Annotated in this window: 9 protein-coding genes; 7 read left to right on the top strand and 2 right to left on the bottom strand. The window is 69.6% G+C overall.

Going from position 1 to position 13,723, the window contains the following annotated elements:
* The coding region (locus ACMUOO_RS07270; protein ID WP_413854974.1) for an AbrB family transcriptional regulator at positions 1-707 on the top strand (707 nt) is incomplete at its 5' end.
* 24 nt (positions 708-731) lie between these two features.
* On the opposite strand, the gene dnaE is transcribed toward ACMUOO_RS07270, so the two are convergent.
* Both dnaE and ACMUOO_RS07260 read right to left on the bottom strand, forming a co-directional pair.
* A complete protein-coding gene (gene dnaE, locus ACMUOO_RS07265) occupies positions 732-4,241 on the bottom strand; it encodes a DNA polymerase III subunit alpha (RefSeq protein WP_301919640.1) in 3,510 nt (1,169 codons plus the stop codon).
* A gap of 101 nt (positions 4,242-4,342) precedes the next feature.
* Positions 4,343-5,167: a DUF6544 family protein gene (locus ACMUOO_RS07260; RefSeq protein ID WP_301919641.1), complete on the bottom strand. Its 825-nt coding sequence runs from the start codon at positions 5,165-5,167 to the stop codon at positions 4,343-4,345.
* 297 nt (positions 5,168-5,464) lie between these two features.
* On the opposite strand from ACMUOO_RS07260, the gene xdhA reads away from it, so the two are divergent.
* Genes xdhA through ACMUOO_RS07230 form a run of 6 tightly spaced genes read left to right on the top strand, consistent with a single transcriptional unit; the run spans position 5,465 to position 13,711 of the window.
* A complete protein-coding gene (gene xdhA, locus ACMUOO_RS07255) occupies positions 5,465-6,826 on the top strand; it encodes a xanthine dehydrogenase small subunit (RefSeq protein ID WP_301919642.1) in 1,362 nt (453 codons plus the stop codon).
* Positions 6,823-9,195 (top strand): xanthine dehydrogenase molybdopterin binding subunit, encoded by a 2,373-nt coding sequence (xdhB, locus tag ACMUOO_RS07250; RefSeq protein ID WP_413854973.1) that lies wholly within the window; start codon positions 6,823-6,825, stop codon positions 9,193-9,195. The genes xdhA and xdhB overlap by 4 nt, the downstream gene beginning before the upstream one ends.
* Complete coding sequence (gene xdhC, locus ACMUOO_RS07245) at positions 9,192-10,145, top strand: xanthine dehydrogenase accessory protein XdhC (RefSeq protein ID WP_301919644.1); 954 nt, start codon at positions 9,192-9,194, stop codon at positions 10,143-10,145. The genes xdhB and xdhC overlap by 4 nt, the downstream gene beginning before the upstream one ends.
* Positions 10,142-11,704 carry an ABC transporter ATP-binding protein gene (locus ACMUOO_RS07240; protein ID WP_301919645.1) on the top strand — a complete coding sequence of 521 codons (1,563 nt, stop codon included), beginning with the start codon at positions 10,142-10,144 and terminating at the stop codon, positions 11,702-11,704. Before xdhC ends, ACMUOO_RS07240 begins: the two co-directional genes overlap by 4 nt.
* Positions 11,691-12,779 (top strand): ABC transporter permease, encoded by a 1,089-nt coding sequence (locus tag ACMUOO_RS07235; protein ID WP_301919646.1) that lies wholly within the window; start codon positions 11,691-11,693, stop codon positions 12,777-12,779. The genes ACMUOO_RS07240 and ACMUOO_RS07235 overlap by 14 nt, the downstream gene beginning before the upstream one ends.
* Entirely contained in the window at positions 12,779-13,711 is a 933-nt protein-coding gene (locus ACMUOO_RS07230; RefSeq protein WP_301919647.1) for an ABC transporter permease, read from the top strand. Before ACMUOO_RS07235 ends, ACMUOO_RS07230 begins: the two co-directional genes overlap by 1 nt.
* Positions 13,712-13,723 lie beyond the last annotated feature (12 nt).

The following is a 13,723-nucleotide window of genomic DNA, read 5'->3' as shown; positions in this document are numbered from 1 at the left end:
AGACCGACCGTCGCACCGCCTTCTACGGCACCGCCCCCGGCGGGCTCGTGGAGACCGTGCAGATGGGCGAGGAGGCGGGCGCGGACATCCAGATGCTCGCCATGCTTCAGTTCCTCCGGCTCATCATCACCATCGTCTTCGTTCCCCTCGCCTTCACCTGGATGGAGGGCCATGCGGTCGGCTCCGCCGGGGGCGCTCGGGTCGCCGGCGCGGCGCTTCATGCGGCCGATGTCGGCATTCTCGCCGTCTGCGCCGTCGTGGGCGCGGTCATCGGCCTTCGCCTGAAGCTGCCGGCGGGCCATGTGCTCGGCCCGATCGTGCTGTCGGGGGCGGCCCATGTCGCGGGGCTGACGCAGGCGGTGCCGCCCGGCTGGATGATCGCCGCCGCGCAGGTGGTGATCGGCACCTCGCTCGGCGTCCGGTTCGCGGGAATGCCGAAGGGGCGCATCCTCGTCGCGCTGCGGCTCGCCCTCATGAACGCGGTCCTGACCATCGGCACCGCGGTGGGCTTCGCCTTTGCCGTCGCGCCGGTCACCGGCGAGCCGGTGCGCGCCGTCTTCCTCGCCTTCGCGCCGGGCGGACTGGTGGAGATGGGTCTGATCGCGCTCAGCCTGAAGATGTCGATCCTCTACGTGACCGCGCATCACCTGCTCAGGATCATCCTTGCGGTGAGTTTCGTGAGGGCGTTCGGGCGACGGGTGGGCTAGCCGGGAAGGCAGCCGGCGGGACCGTCAGACCTCCTCGACCATCAGCACTCCGGCCATCGCCTTGATCGCCCCCTTGATCTGCGGGTTCACGGGGAAGTCGCGGCCGGTCGAGACCTCCACCTCCTCGCCCGTGTCGCGGTTGGCTATGCAGAAGAGGATCGGGCCGCGCGATCGGATCTTCGCCTCTGCCGCGATGCGGGTGAGAAGCGCCGCGACCGAGGCCACCGCCTCCGCACCGTCGATATGGATCCTGAGCCCGACGCCGCCCGCGTCGGCCACGACGCCTTCCATCGGCGCGACGGACCGCGCGACGGGGTCGAACTGGCCCTCGTTGAAGCGCGCCTCGAGCGTCATCACCACTTGCGGCGTCTGGTCGAAAACCCGGCGGCAGGCGTCGAAATCCTCGGGGAAAAGCGCCATGCCGGCGACCTGGCCGGTCGGGTCCGAGATGTTCATGCGGAAGAAGCGGTTGCCGCGTGCGGACTTGCGTTCCTGCAGGCCAGAGACGAGGACGCCGACGCGCGCCACCGCCGCGCCGTCGCGTTCGGCCTTCTGCTGCAACTCGGCCAGCGTCAGGAGCCCCTTGCGCTTCAGCGCGGGGGCGTAATCGTCGAGCGGGTGGCCGGAGAGATAGAAGCCCACCGCCTGGTGTTCCTGCGCCAGACGGTCTGCGGGCATCCAGTCCTCGGCCTGCGGCAGGCGCGGTTCCGGCAGGTCCTCCCCCGCCTCGCCGAAGAGCGACACCTGGGCGGAGGCGCGCCCCTCGTGCACTGCGGCCGACCAGGCGACGAGCGGATCGAGCGCCGCCAGAACCCTCGCACGGTTGGGGTCGAGCACATCGAAGGCGCCCGCGCGGGCGAGCATCTCCAGCGGCCGTTTGCCGATGCGCTTGAGGTCCACCCGGCGCGCGAAGTCGAAGAGCGTGGCGAAGGGCCGCTGCCCCCGCGCCTCGGTGATGAGCCGCATCGCCTCCACTCCCACGTTCTTAAGGGCGCCGAGCGCGTAGACGATCTGGCCGTCTGCCACCGAGAAGGTCGCCGCCGACCGGTTGACGCAAGGCGCCACGATGGCGAGCCCGAGGCCGCGGCGCACCTCTTCCGCATAGATCGCGAGCTTGTCTGTCAGGTGGATGTCGCAGTTCATCACGCCCGCCATGAACTCCACCGGATGGTTGGCCTTCAGCCATGCGGTCTGGTAGCTGACGACGGCATAGGCGGCGGCATGCGACTTGTTGAAGCCGTAGTTCGCGAATTTCTCCAGCAAATCAAATACTTCTACGGCCTTCTTCCGATCGACGCCATTGTCGACAGCGCCCGCGACGAACTTCGGGCGCTCCTTGTCCATCTCCTCCTTGATCTTCTTGCCCATGGCCCTGCGCAGCAGGTCGGCGCCGCCGAGCGAGTAGCCCGCCATGACCTTGGCAATCTCCATCACCTGTTCCTGATAGACGATGATGCCTTGCGTCTCGGCGAGGATGTGGTCGATGGAAGGGTGAATACTTTCAAGCTCTTTGACACCGTTCTTCACATCGCAGTAGGTCGGGATGTTCTCCATCGGGCCGGGACGGTAGAGCGCCACGAGCGCGACGATATCCTCGATGCAGGTCGGTTTCATCCGGCGGAGCGCATCCATCATGCCGGAGCTTTCCACCTGGAACACGGCGACCGTCCTGGCACTGGCGTAGAGCCGGTAGGTCGCTGCATCGTCGAGCGGGATGGCGTTGATCTGGTCCACGGCGCCCTCGGGCGGGTCGTAGAGGCGGCGCCCGTCGGCGGCGATGTGCAGGTGCCGCCCCTGCGCCCGGATCAGGTCTGCCGCGTTCTGGATCACGGTCAGCGTCTTCAGCCCGAGGAAGTCGAACTTCACCAGCCCCGCGGCCTCGACCCATTTCATGTTGAACTGGGTCGCGGGCATGGTCGAGCGCGGGTCCTGGTAGAGCGGCACCAGCTCGTCGAGCGGCCGGTCCCCGATCACCACCCCCGCGGCATGGGTGGAGGCGTTCCGCAGGAGCCCCTCGATCTTCTGGCCATAGTCGAGAAGCCGCCGCACGACCTCCTCGGCGCGCGCGGCCTCCCTCAGCCGCGGCTCGTCCGCGAGCGCCTTCTCGATCGAGACCGGCTTCACCCCCTCGACCGGGATCAACTTCGACAGCCGGTCAACCTGGCCATAGGGCATCTGCAGGACGCGGCCCACGTCGCGGACGGCGGCCTTGGAAAGGAGCGCGCCGAAGGTGATGATCTGCGCCACCCGGTCGTGGCCGTAGCGCTCCTGCACGTAGTGGATGACCTCCTCGCGCCGGTCCATGCAGAAGTCGATGTCGAAGTCGGGCATGTTAACCCGTTCCGGGTTGAGGAACCGCTCGAACAGAAGCGAATAGCGCAGCGGATCGAGGTCGGTAATCGTCAACGCGTACGCCACGAGAGAACCCGCGCCGGAGCCCCGGCCGGGCCCCACGGGAATGGCCTTCGCCTTGGCCCACTTGATGAAGTCGGCGACGATCAGGAAGTAGCCGTGAAAGCCCATCTGCTCGATGATGCCAAGCTCGAAGTCGAGCCGGGCCTGATAGTCCCCGACAGGGACCGCATGAGGGATGACGGCGAGCCGCGCCTTCAGCCCCTCGATGGCCTGGCGGCGGAGTTCCCGCACCTCGTCCTCGGCGAAACGCGGCAGGATCGGCTTGCGCTTGGACACGGCGAAGGCACAGCGCCGCGCGATCTCCACGGTGTTTTCGACCGCCTCGGGCAGGTCGGCGAAGAGGGCCGCCATCTCCTCAGGAGATTTCAGGTAGTGCTGCGGGGTGAGGCGGCGGCGCGGTTCCTGCTGGTCGACGTAGGCCCCTTCCGCGATGCAGATCAGCGCGTCGTGCGCCTCGAACATCTCCGGCCCCGGGAAATAGACGTCGTTGGTGGCAACCAGCGGCAGGCCGAGCGCGTAGGCCATCTCGACATGCCCGCGTTCGGTCAGCCGCTCGGCCGCGGCGTAGTTCCCGCCATCGCCGGGGTGGCGCTGAAGCTCCACGTAGAGCCGTTCCGGGAAGGCGGCGGCGAGGCGCCTCAGCATCGCCTCCGCCTTGGCGCCCTGCCCGGCCTGGAGATGCCGGCCCACCGGCCCGTCGGGCCCGCCGGTGAGGCAGACGACGCCCGTCGCATGGTGCTCCAGCTCTTCCAGCGTAACATGCGGCAGCGACCCGTCGCCGCGCATGTAGAGGCGCGAGTTGAGCTTCATCAGGTTCATGTACCCGGATTCGTCCTGCGCTAGGAGAACGAGGGGCGCATAGGGCCTCGGCCTTTCGCCAGGCTGGACCGGATCGAAATCGACCGCGACCTGGCAGCCGACGATCGGCTGCACGCCCGCCCCCGTGGCCAGCACCGAGAATTCGAGCGCCGCGAACATGTTGTTCGTGTCGGTCACGGCAACCGCGGGCATCCCCATCCGGTCGCAGAGCCCGACGAGTTTCTTCACCGGCACCGCCCCTTCGAGGAGCGAGTATTCGGTGTGGACGCGGAGGTGGATGAATCGGGGAAGTCCGGACATGGGACGAGACTAGCGGAGCGGCCGGGCGGGCGAAAGCGGCTCCCCTTTCGCTCCGGATATGTTCCAGGGACCCGACCGCAGCGCCGCCCCCAACCCCCGCGTCAGGGCGCCACGTGGTAGTCGCGGATGCGGCCGCGGAAGTAGGGCTCGTAGCCCGTCCCTGGCCAGACATAGCCGACCTCGCCGTATTCCGGCAGCCGGCGCGGGCCGATCTGGCGGTAGTCTGCGAAGGTGCCGCGCCAGTCGAGCGTCGCATTCATGCCGGCGGCATCGCGTGCGGGGCGGCCCGATGCCTCCATCCCGACGATGTCGCCCGCGGCATCGAAGCGGAAGGTGACGCGGGCGGTGCCGCCTTGCGTGGCGAGCCGCACCTCGACCCGGTCGGGGCCGGTCACGCGCCAGGCGAGCTCCGGGTTGCCGAGGATCGCGTCAGGCGCCCAGGGCAGTTCCGCGAGATAGCGGAACGCCTCGCCGAGCGCGAGGTCGCGCCCCGACATCCGCGCCACGGGCACCGAGCCGAAGAGGCGCGCCTCCAGCACACCCTCGGCGCCGACATAGGCGTCGACGACCCTCAGGTGCTGCACCGGGCCGAGCGACTGGCGCGCATCCCAGAGAAAGCCCGCACGGCCGAGCGCCACGACCTGCCAGGCGACAGTGCGGGTGAAGCGGCCGCCCTTCCTGAGCCTGAGTTCGCCGTCCTGTGCGAAGGAGGCGAGGCGGAGCCCGGCACCGGGCTCGACCCCGGCGCGGCGGGCGAAATCGGCGACAAGCGACGGCAGCCGGCCCTCGAGGCTGCGCGTTGCCGGCGTGTCGTGAAGCCGTGCGGCCAGCCCGAGGATGCGCGCGCGGAACCGTGCCGCAGCCACCGTCTGCGCACCGACGAGCCCGAGCGCAGCGAGGATGAAGACGGCGGCGGCGGTTTCCATGCTGGCTCCTCCCTGGCCGCGAGGGCGCTGCAGTTGCGCCATCATAGGAGCGGCCGGGCGGTGAGCGCCAGCCTCTCGCGGGTCCCGGCGGCGGCCGCATCGCACCGGACATTCTCAGGAAAGTCCGAAAACATCTTTCGGACCCGCCCGAAAGGTTCCGCTTGCCTTGCTGCGGGCTTCGGCGCTTCATGGCGCAAGGGACGGACGCGCGAACCTGCTTTACGCCGCATCGGGCAGGCGCGCACGGGGGGGAATGCCCCCCAGGTCCGGGACGGGGAGAAGGCGGCAGGACCAGAGATGGCTGAGATCGGGTTTGTCCTCAATGGCGCACCGGTCCGTCTTTCCGCGACCTCACCGACTCGGACGCTTCTGGACTGGCTGCGCGAGGAGCGCGGGCTGACCGGCACCAAGGAGGGCTGCAACGAGGGCGATTGCGGCGCCTGCACGGTCATGGTGACAGACGAGAGTGGCACCCGCGCCCTGAATGCCTGCCTGCTTTTCCTGCCGCAGATCCATGGCAAGGCCCTGCGCACGGTCGAGGGACTCGCGGGGCCTTCGGCCGAACTGCATCCGGTTCAGGCGGCGATGGTCGCGCATCACGGCAGCCAGTGCGGATTCTGCACTCCGGGTTTCGTGATGTCGATGGCTGCGGCCCAGATCAATGGCCGGACCGACCACGATGACCTGCTCGCCGGCAACCTCTGCCGCTGCACGGGCTACGCGCCCATCATCCGCGCCGCAGAGGCGGTGGCGGGCACGCCCGCGCCCGACTGGCTGCGCGATGCGCCCGTCGCTGCCGGCCCGGCCCCCTTCGCGCCCGCATCCTCCGACGAACTGGCCGCGTGGTACGAGCGTCACCCCGACGCAGTGCTGATCGCGGGGGCGACCGACATCGGCCTCTGGGTGACCAAGCAACTCCGCGATCTGCCCGACGTCGCCTTCCTCCATGCCTGCAAGGACCTGCAGCGAATCGAGGAGGGGCCGCTGGGTTTTCGCATCGGCGCGGGCGTGACCATCGCGCGTCTTCGCGCCGCGATGACGGGTGCGCATCCCGCGTTCGCGGAATTGCTGAGGCGCTTTGCCTCCGAACAGGTGCGGCAGGCCGCGACGATCGGCGGCAACATCGCCAACGGCTCGCCCATCGGCGATGCCGCACCCGCGCTCATCGCCATGGGTGCGCGGCTCGGCCTGAGGAAGGGCAGCGCGCGGCGCGAGATCGCGCTCGAGGACTTCTTCCTCGACTACGGCCGGCAGGATCGCGCGAGGGGCGAATTCGTGGAGGTGGTGACGATTCCCGCGAGCGCCCCCGGCCTTGCCTGCTACAAACTGTCGAAAAGGTTCGATCAGGACATATCTGCCGTCTGCGGTTGCTTCAACCTGACGGTGGAAGGTTCGAGAATCGCAAGCGCGCGGATCGCTTTCGGTGGCATGGCCGGGACCCCGAGGCGCGCGTCGGCGGTGGAGGCGGCGCTTCTGGGGCGGCCCTTCGCGCGTGCCACCTTCGAAGCGGCGCTGCCCGCCTTCGCTGCGGATTTCACGCCGCTGACCGACATGCGGGCCTCGAAGGAGTACCGGCTGGAGACGGCCGCGAACATGCTTCTGCGCTATTTCCTCGAACGGACGGAGGTGCGGGTGAACGTGCTCGAGGCGGCGCCATGAGCGTTGCGAAGCCCCTGCCCCACGATTCGGCCCGGCTGCATGTGACGGGTGCAGCGCGCTACGTTGACGACCTGCCCCTGCCGGCCAGCACGCTGCATCTGGCCTTCGGCCTGTCCACCGTGGCACATGGCGACATCCTGTCGATGGACCTCTCCGAAGTCCGTGCGAGCCCCGGCGTCGTCGCGGTCTGGACCGCCGCCGACCTGCCGTTTGCCAACGACGTCTCTCCCTCCGTCCACGACGAGCCCTTGCTGGCGACGGACCGGGTGCATTACGTCGGCCAGCCGGTGTTCCTGGTCGCGGCGGAAAGCCACCTCGCGGCACGGAAGGCGGCGCGGAAGGGCAAGATCGCCTACCGCGACCTGCCGGCGATTCTCACCGTGGACGAGGCGCTGGAGGCGGAAAGCCGGTTCGAGGGCGGGCCGGTGATCTGGGCGCGGGGCAATGCCGAGGCGGCCATCGCCGCCGCGCCGCGCGTGATCGAGGGACGGCTCGAGATCGGCGGGCAGGAGCATTTCTACCTCGAGGGCCAGGCGGCGCTGGCCTTGCCGGCCGAGGGGGGCGTCACCGTCCATGCCTCAAGCCAGCATCCGACCGAGATCCAGCACAAGGTGGCCGAGGCGATCGGTGTGCCGATGAACGCCGTCAGGGTCGAGATGCGGCGGATGGGCGGCGGATTCGGCGGCAAGGAAAGCCAGGGCAATTCGCTCGCCGTCGCCTGCGCGCTGGTGGCGCGGGCCTTCGGACGGCCGGCGAAGATGCGCTACGACCGCGACGACGACATGATGATCACCGGCAAGCGCCACGATTTCCGCATCGAGTATCGCGCGGGCGTGGACGAAGGCGGCCGGATTCTCGGCATCAGGTTCCGTCACCTCGCCCGCTGCGGCTGGAGCCAGGACCTGAGCCTGCCGGTCTGCGACCGGGCCATGCTCCATGCCGACAATGCCTATCACCTGGAGCACATCCGCATCGACAGCCACCGGCTCAGGACCAACACCCAGTCCGCCACCGCCTTCCGCGGCTTCGGCGGGCCGCAGGGGATGCTCGGGATCGAGCGGGTGATGGATCACATGGCCCATGCGCTGGGGCTCGATCCGCTTCAGGTGCGGCGGGCGAATTTCTATGCGGAGGGTGCGGGAGCCTCCGGCGGGAGTATTTCGCCCACAGTGAAGGAGGGGCCGGAGGCGCCGCTGCCGCCGGGCGCGGCGGCGGGCGGGCGCCAGACCACGCCCTACCTGATGGAAGTGGAGGATTTTGTCCTGCACGGGCTGACGGCGCGGCTGGAGGAGACGAGCGGTTACGCGGCGCGAAGGGCGGCGGTGGCGGAATGGAACGCGCGGGAACCGGTGCTGAAGAAGGGGATCGCCCTCACCCCGGTGAAGTTCGGTATTTCCTTCACGCTCACCCATCTCAACCAGGCCGGCGCGCTCGTCCACGTCTACCAGGACGGGTCGATCCACCTCAATCATGGCGGGACCGAGATGGGCCAGGGGCTTCACCGCAAGGTGGCGCAGGTGGCGGCAGCGGCCTTCGGGGTGGACTCGGACGCGGTGGCGATCAGCGCGACGGACACCGGCAAGGTGCCGAACACCTCGGCAACGGCCGCCTCCTCGGGGGCGGACCTGAACGGGATGGCGGTGAAGGCGGCCTGTGACACGATCCGGTCGCGGATGGCCGAGTTCCTTGCGGAGGAACACCAGAGCGAGCCCCGCAAGGTGCATTTCGAGGAAGGTCGGGTCTTCGTTGGCGGCGCCGAGATGAGCTTCGCCGAGGCGGTGGCGCGCTGTTATCAGGGCCGCGTCAGCCTTTCCTCGACCGGGTTCTACGCGACGCCGCGGCTGAGCTGGGACCGCAAGGCCGGGCGCGGCCGGCCCTTCTTCTACTTCGCCTATGGCGCTGCGGTGAGCGAGGTCGTGATCGACACGCTGACCGGCGAGAACCGCATCCTGCGCGTGGACATCCTGCATGACGTCGGGGCGAGCCTGAATCCCGCGATCGACATCGGCCAGATCGAGGGCGGCTTCGTGCAGGGTGCAGGCTGGCTGACGACCGAGGAACTGGTCTGGGACGACAAGGGGCGGCTCAGGACCCACGCTCCCTCGACCTACAAGATCCCCGCCTGTTCCGACCGGCCGCGGGTCTTCAAAGTGGCGCTCTGGGACGGCGCCAACCGCGAAGAGACGATCTATCGGTCGAAGGCGGTGGGCGAGCCGCCGCTGATGCTGGGGATATCGGTCTTTTCGGCGCTGGCCGAAGCCTGCGCGGCCTGTGGCCCCCACTACCCCGACCTCCAGGCCCCGGCGACGCCGGAGGCGGTGCTGGCGGCGGTGAAGCGCGCGCGCGGACGGAATCGGGGGCAGACATGAGCTTCGACCGCGCAGCGCTGGCCCGGGCGATTGCCGCGCATGGCACGGTTGTGCGGGTCGTCGTCGCCGGGGTGCTGGGATCGGCCCCGCGCGAGGCGGGCGCGGCGATGCTGGTCTGGGCAGAGGGGCAGGAGGGCACGGTGGGCGGCGGCGCGCTGGAGTTCGCCGCGGCGGCACGGGCGCGCGAGGTCCTGGCGCGCGGCGGACCCGAGTGTGTCGACCGGGTGCCGTTGGGGCCGAACCTCGGCCAGTGCTGCGGCGGGGCCGTCATCCTCTTGTCGGAACTCTGGACAGCCGCGCGGCTTGCGACGCTCGGGCATGGCGCGGTGGCGGCACGCCCGCTGCCTGGCCAGGGCGGGGAGATGCCGCTCCCGGTGTCGCGGGTTCTGGCCCGGGCGCGGGCCGAAGGGGTCGCGCCATGGCCCGGCATCCTGCAGGGCTGGATGGTGGAGCCCGTCACTGCGGCAGAGCGGGAGGTCTGGGTCTGGGGTGCGGGGCATGTCGGCCGCGCGCTCGTGGCGGTTCTGGCCCCCCTGCCCGGGGTCCGGATCACCTGGGTCGATACCGATGCCGCGCGCTTCCCCGAGGATTTGCCCGAAGGTGTCGCGCAACGCATCGCGGCCGACCCCGCGACGCTCGTGGCCGAGGCCCCGGCGCAGGCAGAGCATCTGATCCTGACCTTCAGCCACGCGCTCGACCTTGCCCTCTGCCACGGGCTTCTCGGCCATGGCTTCGCCTCGGCCGGGCTGATCGGGTCGGCAACGAAGTGGGCCCGGTTCCGGTCGCGGCTGGCCGCGCTGGGGCACACGGAGGCGCAGATCGCGCGCATAAGCTGCCCGATCGGGGAGCCTGCCTTCGGCAAGCATCCGCAGGCCATCGCGGTGGGGGTGGCGGCCGGGATGCTCGCAGGGCGCGTCGCGCCGGCACGGAAAAGGGAGCGCGAAGGGTGACGCAGGGGGTTTCCGGGGAGGTGCTGCTGGACGTCGAGGGGATTGGCAAGTCCTATCCCGGCGTGCGCGCCAACGACGACGTGTCCTTCGCCATCGGCGCGGGCGAGGTCCATGCGCTTCTGGGCGAGAATGGCGCCGGCAAGTCGACGCTCGTGAAGATGATCTATGGCCTCGTCAGACCCGACGAAGGGCGCATGATCCTGCGCGGCGCGCCCTATGCGCCGGCCGAGCCCAGGGCGGCGCGGGCGGCGGGCGTGGCGATGGTGTTCCAGCACTTTTCCCTCTTCGAGGCGCTGAACGTCGCGGAGAACGTGGCGCTCGGCATGGACGACCCGCCGCCGATGCGGGACCTCGCCGGTCGCATCCGCGAGGTTTCGGAGGGCTACGGCCTGCCGCTCGACCCCGCGCGCCTGGTCGGCGATCTTTCGGCCGGAGAGCGGCAGCGGGTGGAGATCGTGCGCTGCCTTCTCCAGGACCCGAAGCTGCTGATCATGGACGAGCCGACCTCCGTGCTGACCCCGCAGGAGGTGGATATCCTCTTCGCGACGCTCCGCCAGCTTGCCGCCGAGGGCACGTCGATCCTCTACATCAGCCACAAGCTGGAGGAGATCCGCACGCTCTGCGACGCCGCGACGATCCTCCGCCGCGGCAAGGTCGTCGGCACCTGCGTGCCGCGCGAGGTCTCGGCGCGGGCGATGGCGGAAATGATGGTCGGGGCGAGCCTCAGCGCCCCCGCGCGCGCCACGGGCGAGCTTGGTCCCGTCGCGCTGACGGTGGAACGGCTCTCGGCCGCCTCGCCCTCTGCCTTCGGCACCAGCCTCAAGGAGGTCAGCTTCGAGGTCCGGCAGGGCGAGGTGCTCGGCATCGGGGGGGTTGCCGGCAATGGCCAGGACGAGCTTCTGGCGGCATTGTCCGGCGAGGCGCGAACGGGGCGCGAGGTGGTCCGCGTCCATGGCAAGGGCATCGGCCACCTGGGGCCGAACGAGCGGCGGCAGGCGGGGCTGTGCACGGCGCCGGAGGAGCGGCTCGGCCATGCCGCGGCGCCCGACATGAACCTGGTCGAGAACGCGCTTCTGTCCGGCTCCGTGCGCAAGGGGCTGGTGCGGCGGGGGTTTGTCGACTGGACGGGGACGCGTGCCTTCGCCGAGGCGGTCGTCCGGACCTTCGACGTGCGTACCCCCGGCACCGGGACGGCGGCGCGTGCGCTGTCAGGGGGCAACCTGCAGAAATTCGTGCTCGGCCGGGAAATCCTGCAAGAGCCGGAGATCATCGTGGTGAACCAGCCGACCTGGGGCGTGGATGCGGCCGCAGCGGCCTTCATCCGGCAGGCGCTGCTGGACCGGGCCGCCAAGGGCGCGGCCGTCGTCGTCATCAGCCAGGACATCGACGAGATCATGGAGATTGCCGATCGTTTCGCAGCACTGAACGAGGGGCGGCTGTCGGAGCCGGTGCCGGTGGCGGGGCTGACGCTGGAGCGGATCGGCCTCATGCTCGGCGGCTCGCACGGGATGCATCGGGCCGAAGCGCAGGCCGGGGAGATCCGTCATGCTGAGGCTTGAGAAGCGCCCCACCCCGTCGCGGGCCTGGGCCTGGGGGACGCCGTTCCTGGCCGTCCTCCTCACGATGATCGCGGGCGGCGCGCTCTTCGCCGCCCTCGGCAAGGACCCCGTGGCGGTCGTCAGGACGATCTTCTGGGACCCCCTCTTCGGCGAGTTCGCCTTCTACCTGCGCGGCCAGCTCCTGGTGAAGGCGGGGCCGCTCACGCTGATCGCGGTCGGGCTCGCGCTCGGGTTCCGGGCCGGCATCTGGAACATCGGGGCCGAAGGGCAGTACATCATCGGCGCGATCGTCGGCGCGAGCGTGGGGCTTGCCGTCTACCCGACGGAGAGCCGGCTCGTCTTCCCGCTGATGATCCTTGCGGGCGGCTTCGGCGGCTGGCTCTGGGCGATGATCCCGGCGATCCTGAAGACGCGGTTCAATACCAACGAGATTCTCGTCTCGCTGATGCTCGTCTATGTGGCCGAGACGATCCTGTCGAAGGCGGCGACGGGTTTCCTGCGCAACCCCGAAGGCGCCGGCTTCCCCGGAAGCCGCAACTTCTCGTCCTATCCGGCTGCGCGGAACCCCGAGCTGATCGCCGGGACGGGGATGCACTGGGGCGTCGTCGCGGCCTTCGTCGTGGTGATCGCGGCCTATGTCCTTCTCCAGCGTCACCTTCTCGGCTTCCAGATACGGCTCGCGGGCCAGGCGCCGCGTGCTGCCCGCTTCGCCGGCGTCAGCCCGAACCGGCTGGTGATCTTCTGCCTCGGCGCCTCGGGCGCTCTCGCGGGGTTTGCCGGGCTTTTCGAGGTGACCGGGCCGGCGGGGCAGATCTCCATCGACTTCAACTCGGGCTACGGCTTCACAGCGATCATCGTGGCCTTCCTCGGCCGGCTCAATCCGGTGGGCATCCTCCTCGCCGCGCTGCTGATGGCGCTGACCTATGTCGGAGGAGAGATGGCGGCGACGAACCTCGGGCTCCCGTCCGCGGCGATCCGGGTCTTCCAGGGGATGCTTCTCTTCTTCCTGCTCGCCGTGGACCTTCTTTCCAACTACCGCGTCCGGCTCGCGGGCTTCGGCAGGGAGGCAAGGTGATGGAGCTTTTCGGAATCACGCCTTCCGTCCTTCTCGCCTCGCTCATGGTGGCGGCGGTGCCGATCCTCCTGGCGGCGATCGGGGAACTCGTGGTGGAGAAGGCGGGCGTCCTCAACCTCGGGGTCGAGGGGATGATGATCATGGGGGCGATCTCGGGCTTCATCACCGCCGTCCACACCGGAAGCCCCGCGCTCGGGTTTCTCGGCGGCGCCCTCGGGGCGATGGCGCTGAGTCTCGTCTTCGCGCTCCTGACCCAGGTCTTCCTCGCCAACCAGGTGGCGACGGGCCTCGCGCTCACGCTCTTCGGGCTCGGCCTTTCCAGCCTCATGGGCCAGGGCTACAACGGCATCAAGCCGCCCCGGACCCCGGACCTGCCCTTCGGCCCGCTGGAGCAGATCCCGTTCTTCGGCCGCGTGCTCTTCAGCCATGACTGGGTGGTCTATGCCTCCGTCGCGATCGTCGCGGCGGTCTGGGCGGTGCTGAAGTATTCCCGCGCGGGCCTCATCCTCAGGGCGGTGGGCGAAAGCCACGATGCGGCGCACGCGCTCGGCTACAAGGTCGTCCGCATCCGGGTGCTCGCCATCCTCTTCGGCGCGGCGATGGCGGGGATGGGCGGGGCCTATATCTCGCTCGTGCGCGTCCCGCAGTGGACCGACGGAATCACCGCCGGGGCGGGCTGGATCGCGCTTGCCATCGTGGTCTTCGCCAGCTGGAAGCCCTGGCGGGTGCTGATCGGCGCCTGGCTTTTCGGCGGGATCACGGTGCTGCAACTCAATCTTCAGGCGGCAGGCAGCCGCATCCCGGTCGAGTACTTGTCGATGTCGCCCTATCTGGTAACCATCCTCGTGCTGGTCATCATGTCTTCCGGCCGGGGCCGCGCGAGCCTGAACGCACCCGCGAGCCTCGGCCAGAACTTCCACGCCTCGCGCTGAGGCGAAACAACC

It is taken from the genome of Albidovulum sp. (assembly GCF_041919395.1).
Taxonomy (GTDB): Bacteria; Pseudomonadota; Alphaproteobacteria; order Rhodobacterales; family Rhodobacteraceae; genus Albidovulum.
This window is presented reverse-complemented; position numbering and strand designations above follow the sequence as displayed.